The following is a 16,739-nucleotide window of genomic DNA, read 5'->3' as shown; positions in this document are numbered from 1 at the left end:
TCTACATCTTCAATTTTTCATTTATAAACAGCCTTTATAAAACCATCCCAGAGCTTTTTTAGCAGGCAACAATTTCCTTAATCATAAACTCTTTTCCACATAAAATCTCCCATTCTCTGCTTCCGCACTTAGGACACTTGTTTTTATTTTCAAGGAGATTAAAAACCTTATTACATTTCTTGCAAAAAGCATTGCCAGGTAATATATCAATTTTTAGTTCAGTCTCTTGTAATAAAGTCCCCTCCACTGCAGCTAGATAACAAGCTTCTAGATATCTTGGGATCATGGAGGAAAGCTCCCCAATTTGAATAACCAATTTATCTATTTTAGTTAATCCATTTTCTTTCGCAAAATTTTCCACAGTTTTCACCACTTCGATCATAACTCCAACTTCATGCAAAAAAATCACCTCATTACTCTTTCCTTGCAAAAATTGATCCTAAGGATTTTTTTGCCTTTTTCACAGCAATTCTTCCTTGACGTTTTATCGCATGTTTTATAACTATAGGTTTCATTTCATTGAGTTCTGCACCAGCGCTATCATATTTCCTTGTAAGTGAAATTGCATCAAATTTGCATTTTGTAGTGCAAACACCACATCCCACACATTGATATTGATCCACAACTACAGCTCCACAGCCAAGACACCTTTCTGTTTCAGCCTTTATTTGCTCTTCTGTAAAGGTATTACGTAAATCTTTAAAAGTTTCTTTTGACTTACTTCCATCTACATGAAGTGCTCTTTGTCTAGGCAGACGATCATAACCGTCCATATTTAAGTTATCTTTATCTAAAGCATGATATTCTCTTTCTCGACTTATGGACAAATTATCATCATGAACATAACGGTGAATTGAAATAGAACCTTGTTTTCCTAAAGCAATAGCATCTATAGCAAACTTAGGTCCTGTCACTGCATCTCCACCAGCAAATACGTCCTTATCTCCAGTCTGGAATGTAAGTGAATCAGCTTTTACAGTCTTATTAGGGTTTAATGCCATCTTAGATTCTTTTAATAATCCCCCCCAGTCAATTCCCTGTCCAACAGAAATTAGCACATGGTTTGCCTTAACAAGTTTAGTTTCTTCTTCATCAAATTTAGGATTAAACCTTCCATTTTCATCAAAAACGGAAATACACTTTTTAAATTCTACACCTATAACCTTCCCATTTTCATGAATAATTGCTTTTGGCCCCCAAGAATTATTTATATCAATGCCTTCAGACAAGGCTTCTTCAATTTCTTCCTCTAGAGCAGGCATTTCCTTTCGGCTTTCTAAACAATACATATCTATACTCGAAGCCCCAACTCTCTCGGCAGTTCTAGCCACATCAATAGCCACATTTCCTCCACCGATTACAATTGCTGAACCTTCCATTTTCATTTCTTCCCCTAGATTTACCTTTCTCAAAAAGTCCACCCCAGTTATTACACCTTCAGCTTCTTCACCCTCGAGTCCAAGCTTTCTGCCGCCTTGAGCACCAATTGCTATATAAAAGGCTTTATAGCCAAAATTTCTTAGACCATTAAGGGTCACATCTTTACCAACTTCAATACCTGTTTTAAACTCCACACCCAATTCTTTTAAAACTTGTATTTCCGAATTTACTATTTCTTTTCCTAATCTAAAGGATGGAATTCCAAGTGTTAACATACCTCCAAGTACTTTTTGCTTTTCAAAAACTGTTACTTGATATCCTTCTACTGCTAGGAAATAAGCACAGGAAAGTCCAGCTGGACCTGCACCTACTACAGCTATTTTTTCTTCTCTTTGTACCTTTTTCTCTGGTACAAACCTATGTTCAGCTTTTAAGTCTTGATCAGCAATAAACTTTTTGATTTCGTCTACAGCAAGTGGTTCATCTACTCCTGCTCTTGTGCAAGCTGATTCACACTTTCTCGGACAAATACGTCCGCAAATTGCTGGAAGTGGATTTTCTTTTTTTATAAGCTCTAAAGCATCTCTATATCTTCCTTGAGAAGCCATCTTAATATACCCTTGGATTGCTATATGAGCCGGACATTCGGTTTTACATGGACTTGTTCCGCTCTCAGCAACAACTTTACGATGGCGATAATTAACATTCCATTTTTCCTTTCCCCACTTCGTATCGTATGGAGTATCTATTTCCTTAGGTGCTTCAACAGGTTTCTTTGTGCATAAATTTTGACCAAGAGTTAAGGCATTAGCTTGGCAATTTTCTACACATTCTCCGCAAGCCACACATTTATCTGTATCCACTTGTGCAATATAGTTTGACCTTGAAAAATCAGGATTTCTAAATAACGTTGTATTTCTTAAACCAAAGCAAGAACATCCGCAGCAATTACAAATGGCAAGTGCTTTTCCTGGTCCTGAAAGGTTAGGTATCTGATGAACCAACCCTTCCTTTTCTGCTCTCTTGCAAATTTCAATAGCCTCTTCCCTAGTAATGCTCCTACCTCTTCCTGTACGAATATAGTATTCTGCAGCTGGTCCTAGCTGAATACACATTTCTTCAACTGTATGCCCGCAGCCTTCTCCCTTAACTCTCATAGATGTACGACATGCACAATCCGCAACAGAAAAAACTTCATGGGTATTAAGTAGGTATGCAATTTCTTCATATGAAGCTTTTTTTGTATCGCCCTCAATAGCACTTTCGATTGGAATAACTCTCATTACTCCCATTCCTACAGGAAGGTTTCCTGCCATAAGTCCGCTTAATCTTCTTGTATATTCTTCAAAACATTCAGCGATTACTGGATACTTTTCAACATTTTCCTTATTTGCAACCATATATTCCATTACTCCCGGAACAAAAAGCTCAAGAAAATACATATTAGAACCATTTTCACGTTCAAACTTTATTGAGCCATCAACTGCCATTTTTTCTAAAATTTTTTCTACTTCCTCTTCAGGCTTGCCACAAAGAGCGGCAACTTCCTTTAAGCTTTTAGGCTTACGTACCTCTAAGTGAAGTGCTACTTCCGCCATTTCATCTGTAGTAACTGGCTCAAGAATTCTATACTCTGGATCTGTTGGTTTTACTTTTACTAATCCGCCAGTAATCCCAGCAGCGATCTTATTTGCTAGTTGAAGTACTTTTTGCTTGACCATATTTATTACCTCCCAAATAAACTATCATTAAGGTTTTATTTAGACTTCCAGCTTTTCACTTCTACACTTATCCAGTCCGACCACTCTTTGATTCCTTCTCCTGTCTTAGCGGAGATTGGAATAACCTTAATATTGGGGTTTAATTTCCTTACTCTATCCTTTACCGCCTCGAAATCAAAATCAAAATTAGCTATTGCATCTATCTTGTTAATTAATAAAACATCAACAATGGAGAACATTAATGGATATTTAAGTGGCTTATCATCTCCCTCTGGCACACTTAAGATCATGGCATTCTTTGATGCTCCAGTATCAAATTCTGCTGGGCATACCAAATTTCCCACGTTTTCTAAAATAACAAAATCAACGTCTTCAGTTCCAAGTCCTTTTAGACCTTGCTTTGTCATACCAGCATCAAGATGACACATGCCACCAGTGTGTAGTTGTATTACCTTTGCACCGGTTTTTGCAACTGTACTAGCATCGACCTCCGAATCAATATCTGCCTCTAGTACACCAATCCTCATTTGATCTTTCAAAGCTTCTATTGTCCTTAAAACAGTAGTTGTTTTACCTGAACCAGGCGATGACATCAAATTCAATAAAAAAGTTTCGTCTTTTTTTAGTTCTTCTCTAAGTAAATCTGCTTCTCTGTCATTATTTTCGAAAACACTTTTCTTAATTTCAAGAACCTTATATGCTTCCATATTATTTACCCTCTTATTTTCTTAATTTTTTAACTTTATCTCCATCTTAAAAATATAATAAATTAACTTTTAACTTATGCCATATAGATGAACCACTTCGCAATAAAATTTATATTTTCAAATTCTCCTCTAATAACCCTATGGAGTTTTGAAAATAGATTTCGGAGTGAAGTGGTGCATCTTTAGACTAGTTCTAAATAGATACTTTAGTTACTATTGATAGTTAATAGGATTAGATATTATTATTTGCAAAATAATTCCAAATTACTTTATAGCATATATTATAGAAATGTTTTCAAAATATAGCAATAGACAAACCGTCGTGTTTGTCTAATTATTAACACAAGTTACTATTATTTATAAACCTTTCTTATTTCAATATTTATTCTGCAAGTGCTTTAATTTCCTTATATTCTTTCAAATCTGTATAAAGCTCCCCAAGATAAGGATTTCTTTTAGTCTTTACTACTTTATAGATCATATAAACAAATACTGCTATATTAGAAACTAATGCTGCAAAGCTGAATCCAAATAACGGTACTGTATTATAGGAAGATGAAACAGCGAAAGCTCCCTTATCAATGAAATATGGAAAGGTCTGCGCAAACATACACCATATTGCCAATGTTTGTGCACGATGTTGTAGCCATGCTCCTTTTCCCACAGTAAAGGAACAAATTGTTGGAGCTAATAGTAAAGCAAACCCACAATACCAGGCATGTCCTGGAAGACAGTTGTAGGTATACGCAAAATTCCATAAATCATAGGCTATTATCCAAAACCAAAGCATATCAGGCCACAACATATCTTTACTTCCATCTTTATCAGTCTGTTTTTTTATGCAAATCCCAAGCCAACCGGTTATAGTTATAATGTTTAAGATACCTGCTAAACCATTCATGAAATTCCAGGAGCCACCAAGTACATACATGGCTTCATCAGCTAATCTTCCTCCTCCTGCATATTGAATACCAACTTGGAAATCACGAATTACCGCCTCCAAAATATTGATAGCAAGAATAAGTGGAGGAAAGCATAATGCCCATTTTTTATCTGATAATCTCCATTCCTTACCTGTGGACTTATTCTTCCATTTAACATGTCTAATACACCAAAATCCTATACATCCAGCTGTAGACGAATATACTTTTGCTAAATGAAACCAATCTGTATAAGTTGTATCACTTAATACTGTAAACCATAGTATTGAAAGTGTTAGTGGTAAAACAATAAAACATAAGAAGCCAACATATTTCCACCTACGGGCTATCTCATTAAAGCTAAAAAGTGCGATAAAAATAATTATCCATACTCCCCACACGCTTAATGCAGACGCACCATCTGCATAGTTGAAAACAAACATGATACCTTACCCCCTATATATATTTAATTTTAAAGAGCTCCAAACTCAAATATTAATTTATAAATGCCCGAAAATCCCCAGAAACCGAGATTTTCCAACATAAATTAAGTTTTGATACCGTAACTCCTTAGTAAAATCTATTTCATACCTCAACCAATTATTCTACAATAAAAATAAAAATGAAAACGTCAACAATTGACACTTTCATTTTTATATAATGTTTATTTTTTTATTTTCTATTTCACATAACATACTGTTAAACGTTAAATTCTCTATGTCTTTTCCTTTATTTTAGTATATAGTAAAAAACATTTTATATGTATTAAATTTATATCGGATTTTAGTCTGATAAGACGATGAATAGCCGCGACTCTTGCAAATGAGCCACAGCTTTTTATTATGATTCTTTATTAAATATCTTCAATAGTCTTATATAGTGATTTGCTTCTCTTAAAACATGATCTGCTAAAAGAGGCATTTTTGTATTTCTTACTGTAAACGAGTAAATTTAACGTATAATTACCTTAATACACAGTTGTAAAATATTGTACACTAGAAGTTATTATCTTATAAATCAAAAGAGCTGCTTCGTAATGTTAAGCAGCTCTAACGTAAGCTTATCTATAAAATAAGTAAGTGATAAGGGCAATAACTATAGATAAAGTTAGGGTATAAATTGTTTTATATTTTGGAGGAATAGGTTTGTCAAATTCAAATAAAGAATTGCTCTGTGCTATATTTAATAAAAGTACATTCGCAAAATTTCTACTAAAATGAACTATTGTGGATGCCCATATGGAACCAGTACGGGTATACACATAAAACAGCATTAACCCGCCCAATAGCCAGTCTAAGGCCTGAAAAAGGTTAACCTTATTAGTAATAAAGTGCCATACTGTAAAGATTATAGAAGATAATAGCATCGCAGTTATAAAACCATATGGTTGTAGTAGATAAGTGAAGTAACCTCTAAACATTAGCTCCTCTTGGAATGCTGCAATAAAAAGAACTAAGTAGCCTAGTATTAATGCTAATATGCCTTGGGAGTTTGAAAAATAATTTTTCATAAACCTTACATTAAATACTTTGAACTTTTGAAGTATTTTAATAAATATAAAGGCCATTAGAAGCGTAGCTGCTAAGGCTATTAAACTAAAGCAGAGAGCCCTAATATTCATTAAAAAACCAAGCACATTAAAGGGTTTATTATCTATATATCTAAGGATAAGAAAAACAACTCCAACAAAAATCAAATTAAATATAGCCGCTATAAATAAGAATATAGGTTTAGTACGCTGTTTAAAATCTTTAATATCAATTCCAATGGCATGTACAAATTTTATGGCTGCAAGTGAAAGTAACAAAGAAATAAAACTTACAAGAATAATTTTTAGAATTAATACAATAGCAACAAACATATAAACACCTCTCAGATGTAGTAATTTACACTTATTATAAAACTATACATTATTTGGATATTAAAGTAAATAACAATGTATTTAAATAAATACTAATAATGATTTATAACATACTATTCTACTTTGATTTGTCCCATCATTCCCGACTCTTCATGCTCTAATATATGGCAGTGGTACATGAAGGTTCCCTTATTATTAAATTTAACTATAATGCTCACTTTTTCATTTGGTTTTATATAAACTGTATCTTTCCAACCTGTTTCACCTTCAGCTGGTTCTTTTCCATCTCTCGATAGTATTTGAAATTGTACACCGTGGATATGAAACGGATGTCCCATATTATGCATCATTGCCTCTTCACTGGTTATATTCCATATTTCAGTATCACCTTGTTTTACAGTTTCATCAATTCTATTCATTTCAAACTTTTGCCCATTTATCGATACCATATTTCCCATACCTTGAAGTTCGAAGTTTCTCACCTTTGTAGCTTGTGATTTTTCAATCTTATTGACTTTTGTTAAAACATCAGGGATTTCTGTTATATCATTTCCATCTTCCTTAACATTAAAACTCAATATTTCAGTCGTATCACTCATAAGTGATACTTTGGTTCCTTTATCATATTTAGAAAAATCAATAATTATTTCTGCTCTTTCACCAGGAGCTAGTGAAAGGCTTTTTTGCCTTACTGGACTTTCTAAAAATCCTCCATCAGATGCGATCTGGTAAAAATCATCTTTATTGTCCAGATTTAAATTGAAGTTACTAACATTAGATCCGTTTACTATTCTAAGTCTAATTTTAACTTTCTTTACATCTAGGTACGGTTTTATTGCTCCATTAACAATAACATTATTCCCAGTCGCTCCATCCATCATATTAGTATCGTATTTAAAACTTCCATCTTTGTTAAAGCTTCTATCTTGAATCACTAACGGAATATCGTTTACTCCATAATCCTTAGGTATATTTAAACTTTTAGATACTTCATCATCTACATAGAATAGTCCCGCTAACCCACTATATACTTGTGTAGCAGTTGTACCGCTAAAATGTGGATGATACCATAGTGTTGCAGCCTGTTGATTTATAGTAAAGCTAGGATTCCAAGATGTTCCTGGTTTTATAGCTTGAGCTGGGCCACCATCATTTTCCCCATTCACCTCTACCCCATGCCAATGTACAGTTGTATCTTCATTTAGTTTATTATTTACATGGATATTTACTTGATCTCCTTTATTCACCCGGATTACTGGGCCTAGAAAGTTTCCATTATACCCCATAGTTTTAGTTTGGGTTCCTGCTATAAATGATGTTAGTCCTTGCTGTGGCTCTAGAGTAAAATCGTCTATCTTAGGATCAGGATTCTTATCTTCTAAAAGTTCAGGAATAGGCAAAGCATTATTTATTTTAGCTTTTTTGTTTATATTGCTAATTTCAGTACTACTAATTTCTTTATTTTTATTCATCGGATTTGCAAATATAATAAAACCTGCAGCAGCCAACCCAGCAACTACTGCAGCAACCGTGGATATATTTTTTGTTTTAATCATATTAACCCCCTCAAGTAATTATAATTTCTATTTAATAGTTATTATAAATTAATCTTATGAAGGAATTATGAAGATATAATGAACTACTAATGGAATTTTTAAAGATCAAAATGGTGATAAGGCAATTGACTTTAAATTGAAGACTCTTGATGGAAAAGAGGTTTCTCTGAGTGATCTTAAGGGTAAAAATATTTTTATTAATTTTTGGGCTACATGGTGCCCTTACTGTGTACAAGAGATGCCTGAAATAGAAAAACTCTATCAAGAAACAAAGAATTCTGATTTAATTATTTTAGGAATAGACATTGGTGAAGATAATGCTTAATATCTTTAGTACTCAGTGTGTATAGTTTAGTACTCAACAAGCAATCATGTTACTTAAGTTTGCTCTTTACGTAAAGTATTATTATTTTAAACAATACTTTCTTATCTTCATATTATCTTTATATTCTCTTCATACTCTCTTTATAAGAATAGAGTATTATTGAATTAAGGTCATTACAGTTATGAGGAGGAGAAAGAGATGGTTTTTTTAAAATTTCTATTTAGCAAAAAATATAGAAATGATTATTCTATAAAGTTAGTTGAAAGATTTAACTTTGAAGAGCAATCCATAATGAATATTTATAATAATCTTTATATAGAATCTAATAATAAAAATGTAGAAACCAAAGCTTCATAATTATTGCTATATTCTAATGTAAATAAAGTTATATTACATACACCATTTACCGTAACTTTATTTATATTATTATATTATAGTCTTATAGGAACCTCCCCGTGGCTCCTATAAGACATTTTATTTTTAATCATGTTTTAAAATCTACCTTATTCTCTGGATATAAATTAACTACCACTATATATTAAACATAAATAATTATTTTGTAAAATATGTAATATATTCCATAATAAACTACATACTATCCGTTTTCTTCATAACTTCTTCATAACTTTATGTTAACATTTTCACATAAAATATTTAGGAGGTACAAATTATGAATATGACTCATTACATGTCCTTATTAGCTGACAATCAGCCTTGGAATCTATTAATTTTTATGGCTGTACCTGTAATATGTGCTGAAACTCTTACAATAACAGAGTTTTTCATCATATTTAATAGGATACAAAGTGGTGGTATAAGAACTTTAAACAAAGTCGTTTCCATTTTCGATGGATTTTATTTTACCGGAATCTTTATTTATCTTTTTATAAACGCAGTAATTCCATTAACCCAAACAGGTGGATGGCATACATGGGTAGACGTAGTTGCCGTTGGTTTCTACTTAAGCGGTGTTATCTTCCTATTACCTCTAGCTCTTTTAGAACTAGGATTAATATTTAAAAACAAATCTGATAACGAAAAGATGAAAATACATTTTATACTAGTAGGTGGATTCCTAGTAGTTGCACATATAGCAATGATATTTGGTATGGTTAATCCAGAGATCATTAGCAACATGGGCCAAATGAAAATGTAATGTAAAATAATTCCTCGTTATATAAAAACCGGTTTAATACCGGTTTTTTGTATTATTTTATTTTCTTCAATAAGTATGTTTATTTCTTTCTAACCAATATGTACATTAAACTTTATTTTTAAATACTAAGTTTATCAAAATAAATAGTAAATTTAGTTCCCTGATTTTCTACACTCTCTACTTCTATGTTTGCAAAATGAAGATCTAAAATATTTTTAACTATGGTTAGACCTATGCCGCTACCTTCAATTTCGTTTCTACTCTTATCACCTCTGTATAATCTTTCAAATATAAAGGGTAAATCTTCTTCTTTTATCCCGATTCCATTGTCAAAAATCTCTACAACAGCTTTTTTATCTCTGATATACATATTTACATCTATGTTCCCATTATATTTAGAAAATTTAATAGCATTTGAAATAATGTTTATAAATACCTGTCTTAACTTATCTTTATCCCCAGTTATATAATACTCTTGATTTTTCTGAATAGTATATTTGAGTTCAATTCCTTGATTTTTTGCTTTTATATAAAAGTCTTCACATACACTTTTTAATAATTGACGCAGATCTAAAGTTTCAAAATTAATATTTGTACTCTCAGTCTCGAATTTCTTGAGCAAATCTAGATTATTTAAGAGTTTACCAAATCTAATAACTTCATCATTTAAATACCTAAGTTTATCATCTGTAACTTCAAAAACTCCATCAATCATGGCTTCTAAATTGTTTTGCAGTACATTTAGAGGGGTTCTTATTTCATGAGATATGTCAGATACAAGCCTTTTTCTAAGCATATCTTGTTGCTTCAACTTTTCCGCTAATATATTTACGCTACTTCTTAAGTTCTCTAATTCCTTTATATTACTCTTTGTGACAGACTTGGTATCAAAATTTCCCTTAGATAAACTCACAGACATATTTGAAACTTCCTTAATAGGTTTTGAAAACTGCTTTGAAAAATAGAGACTTATCACAATTATTATTATCATAGTTATTAAACCACTAGCGATAATACTTTGATTTATTGATAGCTTGAAATTAACATCTTCTTCTGATAACAGAACTGATGAATATTGACCTATGTCTACATATCCTACTATCTTATTATTTACCTTTATTGGAAATCTCTTAGATGTATAAACACCAGAATCCTTTACGAGCATAGTGTTTAAATGCAAATTATTTTTAATATCATTAGCATTCATTCCCCATACAGTTTTTTCATTATTATCAAGAAGGGTTAGGCAATAATTCCCCATAAAAGCTTCGTGCATCATTTCAACGCCAGAGTCTTCATCCCACTTTCCCTCTCGCTTATATACTTCTTGGAAGTATGCTACAATTCTTTCATATCTTTTATTTTGGGTATCTACCATGTAGTCATCGAACTTTTTGGTTATAGTTAAATTCACAAACATTGTTATTAGTAATATTGCTGCAAGTGAACAAATAAAAAACATGATACTAAGTTTTCTTCTTATACTTTTCACTAATTATCACCACCAAACTTGTATCCAACCTTAACTACAGTTATTATATATTTAGGTTTTTTTGTATCTTCCTCAATCTTTTTACGTATATTTTTTATATGAACATCAATTGTTCTGTCATATCCTTCAAAATCTATACCACCAATTTTCTGAATCAGCTGTTCTCTTGATAATACTTTTCCTTTATTAATAATTAGTGCATACAGTATATCAAATTCATTTGATGTTAGCGGAACTTCCTGCCCATTCAGCTTTACTAATCTTTTTTCATAATCAACAATTAATTTTCCATCACTATAACACAAACCGGATTCATTATCTTCATAGGAGATTCTTCTAAAAAGAGCATTTATTCTTGCAGTTAGTTCTCTTGGACTAAAAGGTTTTACTAGATATTCATCTGCTCCTATCTCTAATCCATCGATTTTATTATCTAAGCTACCTTTAGCAGTAAGCATAAATATATGTATGTTTGAAGTTTCTCTTATTATTCTACAGACTTCCTCTCCACTTATATCAGGTAACATTAAATCAAGAATTATCAATTTAAAATCATTTGATTTAAACAGTTCGATCCCTTTTAGACCTCTTGTAGTTCCATAAACATTATATCCTGACTTTTCTAGATAGGCTTTTAAAACACTCAATACATTTTCTTCATCTTCAATAATTAAAATATTATTATTCATGGTTTAACCTCGTATAATTTGTTATTATTATATGTTCATAATTTAGCATAAACTTATGAATTTCATGTGAAAATACTTAATTTTCTTTTTGAGATTAAAGCCCTCCAAACTTGGAGAGCTCCAATAAATACATAAGAATATTAAGATAAAAAGTTTTTTGAAATCTCCATCACTAAATTTATCAATTGAGTTGGATAGATTCCAAATATAACAAGTACTATCACAGATAGCGTTAATACTACTTTTGTACTTGCAGTTACTTTAATTGATTCAAAACTTCTAGATTCATCTCCAAAGTACATTACTTTTACAATTTTAAGATAATAGTATACAGATACTACACTCATACCAATACTAAAAAAAGCTAACCATAATTGTCCTTTTTCTATTATTGATAAGAACAAATAAAACTTACCTATAAATCCAGCTAAGGGTGGAATTCCTGCTAGGGAAAGTAATGAAATAAGCATTACTGCAGCTAGGAATGGAGACTTTCTAGCCAAGTGTTCATAATCTTTTATTTCATTACTTTTTGTTACCTTTGAGACAGCAATTACAACACCAAACGCCCCTATATTTGAGAAAAGATAAACCACACTATAAAGTAGAATAGCTGCCACACCTATATTTGAATTAGCTATAATTCCTAATAAGAAATATCCTGCTTGAGCAATACTCGAATACGCAAGCAATCTCTTTATATTAGTCTGAGGAATTGCAACTAGATTTCCTAAGATTAAGGTCAATATACTCAACACTATTACAAGTTCTATCCAATAACCTGAAACAGATGACATTCCATTCATAAATAGTCTTAGGAAAACAGCCAAACCAGCTGCTTTTGATGCGACAGCTAAAAATGCTGTGATTGGAGTAGGTGCTCCTTCATAAATATCTGGAGCCCACATATGAAAAGGCACTATAGCAATTTTGAATGCAAAGCCTGCTACTAAAAATATCATTCCTAGTATTACTAATGGCGTTACTTGAGTTTTTGATATCACTTCTCCAATTTCTCTAATAATTGTAGTCTGTGTCACACCATAAATTAAGCTTAAGCCGTATAAAAAAATTGCTGAAGAAATCGCCCCTAAAATAATATACTTCAAACTTGCCTCCTTTGACTTTGCGTCATCATCGAAAGCAATTAGAATACAAAATGAAATAGTCATTAATTCTAGTCCTATATAAATAGTGATTAGCTCTCCAGAGGATACCATAATCATCATACCCAAAAGTGCAGAAGTAATTAAGGCGTAAAACTCCCCCTTTTTAGAAATCAATTGATCCTTAGAAAGCACCACAGTTAAAATTGCAGCAACTAAAAATAACTGCTTAAAAAAAGTACTAAAAGAATCAAAAATGTAAGCCCCTCCAAATGAACTCTGTCCGTCACTTCCAAGAAGTAAAGATATCATTAAAATTATGAAAAGGCCTATTGTAGTAAAAATGCCTAACTTTTCTTTAAATTTTGGCTGTACTAAATTCATAACTAAGAGAACAAGTGATAAGGCTGCAGTCATTATTTCTACTAAATACTTATTCATCAAAATCCCCCCTTAATTAGTACTGCCTCTGATACCCTATTAATTAGCGGAATTACTCCGCTGTGTATAATATCAATAAGTGGTGATGGAAATACTCCAAAGAATACTAGTACAAAACTTAACATTACAATAGGAATCATCTCTATTCCTTTTGCATCCTCTAAGTGATCCCATTCTTTCTTTCTTGGCCCAAAGAAAGTATCTTGAATCACTTTCAAAATATAAATAGCAGTGATAACAATCCCCAAAATAGCTAAAATAGAAATTACCTTAAAAGGTATCATTGAAAATAGTTTTGTTGTTTTACTAAAGGAACCTAAAAATATAAGAAATTCTGCTACAAAATTATTTAATCCTGGCAAACCTAAAGATGCAAAGCCAGCAATTATAAACCCAATTGCTACTCTAGGCATTTGGTGTATCAAACCACCAAACTTAGCAATTTCTCTAGTGTGTGCTTTATTATAGATATTCCCTATCAAAGTAAAAAATAATGCCGTCATTATGCCATGAGCAAACATTTGCGTTACTGCTCCGTCAATGCCTTGTGAATTTAATGTTGCAATTCCCAAAAGAACATATCCCATATGACTTACGCTAGAGTATCCTATTACAAATTTAAGGTCCTTCTGAATCATTGCTACCATTGCCCCATAAACTACATTGATAATAGAAAGTATTGCAATAATAGGAACCCAATATCTTGCTCCATCAGGAAAAAGGAATACACCTACGCGAATAATTCCATAACCACCTAATTTCATTAAAACTCCTGCGTGTAACATACTTACAGCAGTCGGAGCAGCTACATGACCATCTGGTGACCATGTGTGAAAAGGCCACATAGGTACCAATATACCAAAGCCTATTAACATTAGAAGAAATGCAAATTTCTGAAAACCATAGCTGTATTTAATCTCACTCAGTAATTGAATATTAAATGTTCTTACCCCTAATTTATTTGCATAAATAAATGTAGCAATCATTCCGATTAGTACAACGGAGCTACCTATTAATAAATACAAAGTAAGCTTCATAGCTGCATAATCTTTTCGTGTACTTCCCCACACTCCGATTAAAATATACATAGGTATAACAGCTATTTCAAAGAATAGGAAGAAGAAAAATAAATCCCTTGAAATAAATACGCCAAAAACACCTGTAACTAGTAAAAGCAAAAATATGAAAAACTCCTTAATTCTATTCTCCATCTTCCATGATGTAAAAACCCCCGCAAAGATAACGATAGATGTTAGAAGTATCATAGGTAAGCTTACCCCATCTATTCCAACAGAATAATTTATTCCTAATGAAGGGATCCAAGTATAAGTCTCGTTAAATTGGAGACCACCTATGGTCTTATTATAAGTAACAAAAACTATAATTGATAAGAACAGTGAAATAAAAGTGACCACTGCTGCTATCGCTTTTATTGCATTATGTTTCGTGGCTTTTAAAAAAAGAATTATGATAATCCCCACAATCGGGGCTAATAATATTGATGTTAATATCGGAAATTGCATCTACATTCCTCCTAAAATCGGCACTGCTAACCAAAGAATTATGAAAGTAATTGCTATGAAAAAGATAAAGGCATAGCTTTGTAAACTTCCTGACTGAATAATTCTAAGCTTAGATCCCATTCCCTTTATTGAAGCCGTAGTTTTATCAAAAATCCCATCCACTATATTTCTATCCCACCAATTGAAGAAACGGGAGATAGATAGAATTATAGTATTGTACACCCAAATATAAATTTCATTTAAATAATACTGGTTAAAAAGTAACTTATAGATAAATTTAAATTTCACACTAAGAGCTTCACTTGATACAATCCTTTTTATATAAATAACCCACCCTAAGATTATCCCTAGCAAAGCTACTATTACAGACTCAACCATAACCATACGATTTGCCTCTATAGTAGGGCTCGTCTGAAAATATATGTGTGCTGCAAAGGCCTTATTCATAAATCCATAAAGTACTGCAAACACAGATAAAATTACTAAAGGTAATGTCATAGTCCATGGATTTTTGTGTACAGAATACTTTTGTTTTTCCTCACCAAAGAAAACTATAAAAACTAAACGAGCAATATAAAAAGCTGTTAAAAACGCAGTGATTAGACCTAAATAATATAAAAACTTATAACCATTCTCATATGTTATAGCCAGAATTTCATCTTTGCTAAAAAAACCTGAAAACGGTGGAATTCCAGCCAGAGATATAGACGCTATAATAAATGTAATGCTGGTGACTTTCATTCTTTTAAATAGTCCACCCATTTTAAAGATATCTTGTACACCTATAGCATGTATAATACTGCCAGCTCCTAAGAATAGTAACGCTTTAAAAAACGCATGACTTGTAAGATGGAATACACCTGCAGTAAATCCTCCTACTCCCATTGCCATTACCATATACCCTAACTGACTCATAGTTGAAAAAGCTAATATTCTTTTTAAATCTCTTTGAACTAAAGCAATAGTGCCAGCCATAAATGCAGTTATTCCCCCAATGTAGGCAATTACTACGCTTACTTGATTTAATGAAGAAAATAATATATAACCACGTGCTAAAAGATATACTCCAGCTGCAACCATTGTAGCTGCATGAATTAAGGCACTCACTGGTGTCGGCCCTTCCATAGCATCAGGAAGCCACACATGCAAAGGAAATTGAGCGGATTTTGCCACTGGGCCTGCAAAAATTAATAAAGCTGCAATAGTTAAAAATATAGCATTTTGGTAAGTCGGAATACTAACTACAAGTTGTCTAAAATTGAAAGTTCCAAAGGCTACGAAAAGACAAAGCATTCCTATTAAAAATCCAAAATCTCCTACCCTATTGGCTATAAATGCTTTCTTATTCGCTTTTACAGCTGAATGTTTTTCATAATAGAAACCAATTAGTAGATAAGAGCATAATCCAACTAATTCCCAAAAAAAGAACATTTGAAAATAATTATTTGAAATTACTAATCCTAACATTGAACTTGTAAACAATGATAAATTAGCAAAGAATCTTGAAAACCCAGGGTCCTTTTCCATATATCCTAAGGAATACACCTCAACCAATAATCCGATAAATGTTACGATTAACAGCATAACTGCTGTTAAAGGATCAATTAGTACTCCAGCTTCAATTTTTATTGGTACTGAAAGCCAAGCTACAGCGTATTCAATAGGCTTATTAATACTAACTTTAGAAGCAATGACCTCAAAGAAAACCCCTAAAGAGAATATAAAAGAAAGTGCTATTCCCCCTATAGCGACTAATGCACTAATTTTCTTAAAGCCTTTTGTAATGAAAGCTATAAGCAGAAATCCTACTACTGGAAATATAGGGATTAACCAAGCCAAATCTATAAATCTCATCATATCAC

15 protein-coding genes are annotated in these 16,739 nt (G+C 32.1%); 3 read left to right on the top strand and 12 right to left on the bottom strand.

The annotated features are described in order from the left end of the window. Nucleotides 1–58: 58 nt before the first annotated feature. The 7 genes from J3477_RS21860 to J3477_RS21830 form a co-directional block, all read right to left on the bottom strand. The gene (locus tag J3477_RS21860; protein WP_206872334.1) at nucleotides 59–400 is read right to left on the bottom strand and encodes a hydrogenase maturation nickel metallochaperone HypA/HybF; all 342 of its coding nucleotides are present in this window, start codon (nucleotides 398–400) and stop codon (nucleotides 59–61) included. 13 nt (nucleotides 401–413) lie between these two features. Continuing rightward, on the bottom strand, nucleotides 414–3,101 hold the full coding sequence (locus J3477_RS21855) for an FAD-dependent oxidoreductase (RefSeq protein WP_206872333.1): 2,688 nt from the start codon (nucleotides 3,099–3,101) through the stop codon (nucleotides 414–416). 35 nt (nucleotides 3,102–3,136) lie between these two features. Then, entirely contained in the window at nucleotides 3,137–3,808 is a 672-nt protein-coding gene (gene hypB, locus J3477_RS21850) for a hydrogenase nickel incorporation protein HypB (RefSeq protein ID WP_206872332.1), read from the bottom strand. A 382-nt stretch (nucleotides 3,809–4,190) separates the two neighbouring features. Beyond that, nucleotides 4,191–5,171 (bottom strand): DUF5692 family protein, encoded by a 981-nt coding sequence (locus J3477_RS21845; protein ID WP_206872331.1) that lies wholly within the window; start codon nucleotides 5,169–5,171, stop codon nucleotides 4,191–4,193. A gap of 397 nt (nucleotides 5,172–5,568) precedes the next feature. Continuing rightward, nucleotides 5,569–5,679, bottom strand: coding sequence for a DUF2935 domain-containing protein (locus J3477_RS21840; RefSeq protein ID WP_284692024.1), 111 nt, complete (start codon nucleotides 5,677–5,679; stop codon nucleotides 5,569–5,571). A 109-nt stretch (nucleotides 5,680–5,788) separates the two neighbouring features. Further along, nucleotides 5,789–6,589 (bottom strand): CPBP family intramembrane glutamic endopeptidase, encoded by an 801-nt coding sequence (locus J3477_RS21835; RefSeq protein ID WP_206872330.1) that lies wholly within the window; start codon nucleotides 6,587–6,589, stop codon nucleotides 5,789–5,791. Between the two features lie 113 nt (nucleotides 6,590–6,702). After that, nucleotides 6,703–8,145 (bottom strand): multicopper oxidase family protein, encoded by a 1,443-nt coding sequence (locus tag J3477_RS21830; RefSeq protein WP_206872329.1) that lies wholly within the window; start codon nucleotides 8,143–8,145, stop codon nucleotides 6,703–6,705. A 94-nt stretch (nucleotides 8,146–8,239) separates the two neighbouring features. Here J3477_RS21830 and J3477_RS21825 point away from each other — a divergent pair, with 94 nt between their 5' ends. From J3477_RS21825 to J3477_RS21815, 3 genes are all read left to right on the top strand, one after another. Further along, entirely contained in the window at nucleotides 8,240–8,470 is a 231-nt protein-coding gene (locus tag J3477_RS21825) for a TlpA disulfide reductase family protein (RefSeq protein ID WP_206872404.1), read from the top strand. A 198-nt stretch (nucleotides 8,471–8,668) separates the two neighbouring features. Beyond that, nucleotides 8,669–8,827 carry a hypothetical protein gene (locus tag J3477_RS21820; RefSeq protein WP_206872328.1) on the top strand — a complete coding sequence of 53 codons (159 nt, stop codon included), beginning with the start codon at nucleotides 8,669–8,671 and terminating at the stop codon, nucleotides 8,825–8,827. 313 nt (nucleotides 8,828–9,140) lie between these two features. Beyond that, entirely contained in the window at nucleotides 9,141–9,626 is a 486-nt protein-coding gene (locus tag J3477_RS21815; RefSeq protein WP_206872327.1) for a DUF6803 family protein, read from the top strand. A 118-nt stretch (nucleotides 9,627–9,744) separates the two neighbouring features. Here the strand turns inward: J3477_RS21815 and J3477_RS21810 are convergent, their stop codons facing one another. From J3477_RS21810 to nuoL, 5 genes are all read right to left on the bottom strand, one after another. Then, the gene (locus J3477_RS21810) at nucleotides 9,745–11,118 is read right to left on the bottom strand and encodes a sensor histidine kinase (protein WP_206872326.1); all 1,374 of its coding nucleotides are present in this window, start codon (nucleotides 11,116–11,118) and stop codon (nucleotides 9,745–9,747) included. After that, complete coding sequence (locus tag J3477_RS21805; RefSeq protein WP_206872325.1) at nucleotides 11,118–11,807, bottom strand: response regulator transcription factor; 690 nt, start codon at nucleotides 11,805–11,807, stop codon at nucleotides 11,118–11,120. Before J3477_RS21805 ends, J3477_RS21810 begins: the two co-directional genes overlap by 1 nt. A 140-nt stretch (nucleotides 11,808–11,947) precedes the next feature. Further along, nucleotides 11,948–13,354, bottom strand: coding sequence for an NADH-quinone oxidoreductase subunit N (locus J3477_RS21800; protein ID WP_206872324.1), 1,407 nt, complete (start codon nucleotides 13,352–13,354; stop codon nucleotides 11,948–11,950). After that, the gene (locus J3477_RS21795; protein WP_206872323.1) at nucleotides 13,354–14,877 is read right to left on the bottom strand and encodes a complex I subunit 4 family protein; all 1,524 of its coding nucleotides are present in this window, start codon (nucleotides 14,875–14,877) and stop codon (nucleotides 13,354–13,356) included. Before J3477_RS21795 ends, J3477_RS21800 begins: the two co-directional genes overlap by 1 nt. Next, on the bottom strand, nucleotides 14,878–16,731 hold the full coding sequence (gene nuoL / locus J3477_RS21790; RefSeq protein WP_206872402.1) for an NADH-quinone oxidoreductase subunit L: 1,854 nt from the start codon (nucleotides 16,729–16,731) through the stop codon (nucleotides 14,878–14,880). Nucleotides 16,732–16,739 lie beyond the last annotated feature (8 nt).

Origin of the sequence: Clostridium zeae, from assembly GCF_017312485.1 — a bacterium.
Classification (GTDB): domain Bacteria; phylum Bacillota; class Clostridia; order Clostridiales; family Clostridiaceae; genus Clostridium_AR; species Clostridium_AR zeae.
The sequence above is the reverse complement of the archived record's forward strand: the minus strand, read 5'-3'. Positions and strand labels throughout refer to the sequence as shown.

Coding starts and splice junctions, on each gene's coding strand:
- J3477_RS21855 (WP_206872333.1), bottom strand. CDS start 3,101: ATGGTCAAGCAAAAAGTACTTCAACTAGCAAATAAGATCGCTGCTGGG.
- J3477_RS21800 (WP_206872324.1), bottom strand. CDS start 13,354: ATGAATAAGTATTTAGTAGAAATAATGACTGCAGCCTTATCACTTGTT.
- J3477_RS21830 (WP_206872329.1), bottom strand. CDS start 8,145: ATGATTAAAACAAAAAATATATCCACGGTTGCTGCAGTAGTTGCTGGG.
- J3477_RS21835 (WP_206872330.1), bottom strand. CDS start 6,589: ATGTTTGTTGCTATTGTATTAATTCTAAAAATTATTCTTGTAAGTTTT.
- J3477_RS21845 (WP_206872331.1), bottom strand. CDS start 5,171: ATGTTTGTTTTCAACTATGCAGATGGTGCGTCTGCATTAAGCGTGTGG.
- J3477_RS21795 (WP_206872323.1), bottom strand. CDS start 14,877: ATGCAATTTCCGATATTAACATCAATATTATTAGCCCCGATTGTGGGG.
- J3477_RS21820 (WP_206872328.1), top strand. CDS start 8,669: ATGGTTTTTTTAAAATTTCTATTTAGCAAAAAATATAGAAATGATTAT.
- J3477_RS21805 (WP_206872325.1), bottom strand. CDS start 11,807: ATGAATAATAATATTTTAATTATTGAAGATGAAGAAAATGTATTGAGT.
- J3477_RS21815 (WP_206872327.1), top strand. CDS start 9,141: ATGAATATGACTCATTACATGTCCTTATTAGCTGACAATCAGCCTTGG.
- hypB (WP_206872332.1), bottom strand. CDS start 3,808: ATGGAAGCATATAAGGTTCTTGAAATTAAGAAAAGTGTTTTCGAAAAT.
- nuoL (WP_206872402.1), bottom strand. CDS start 16,731: ATGAGATTTATAGATTTGGCTTGGTTAATCCCTATATTTCCAGTAGTA.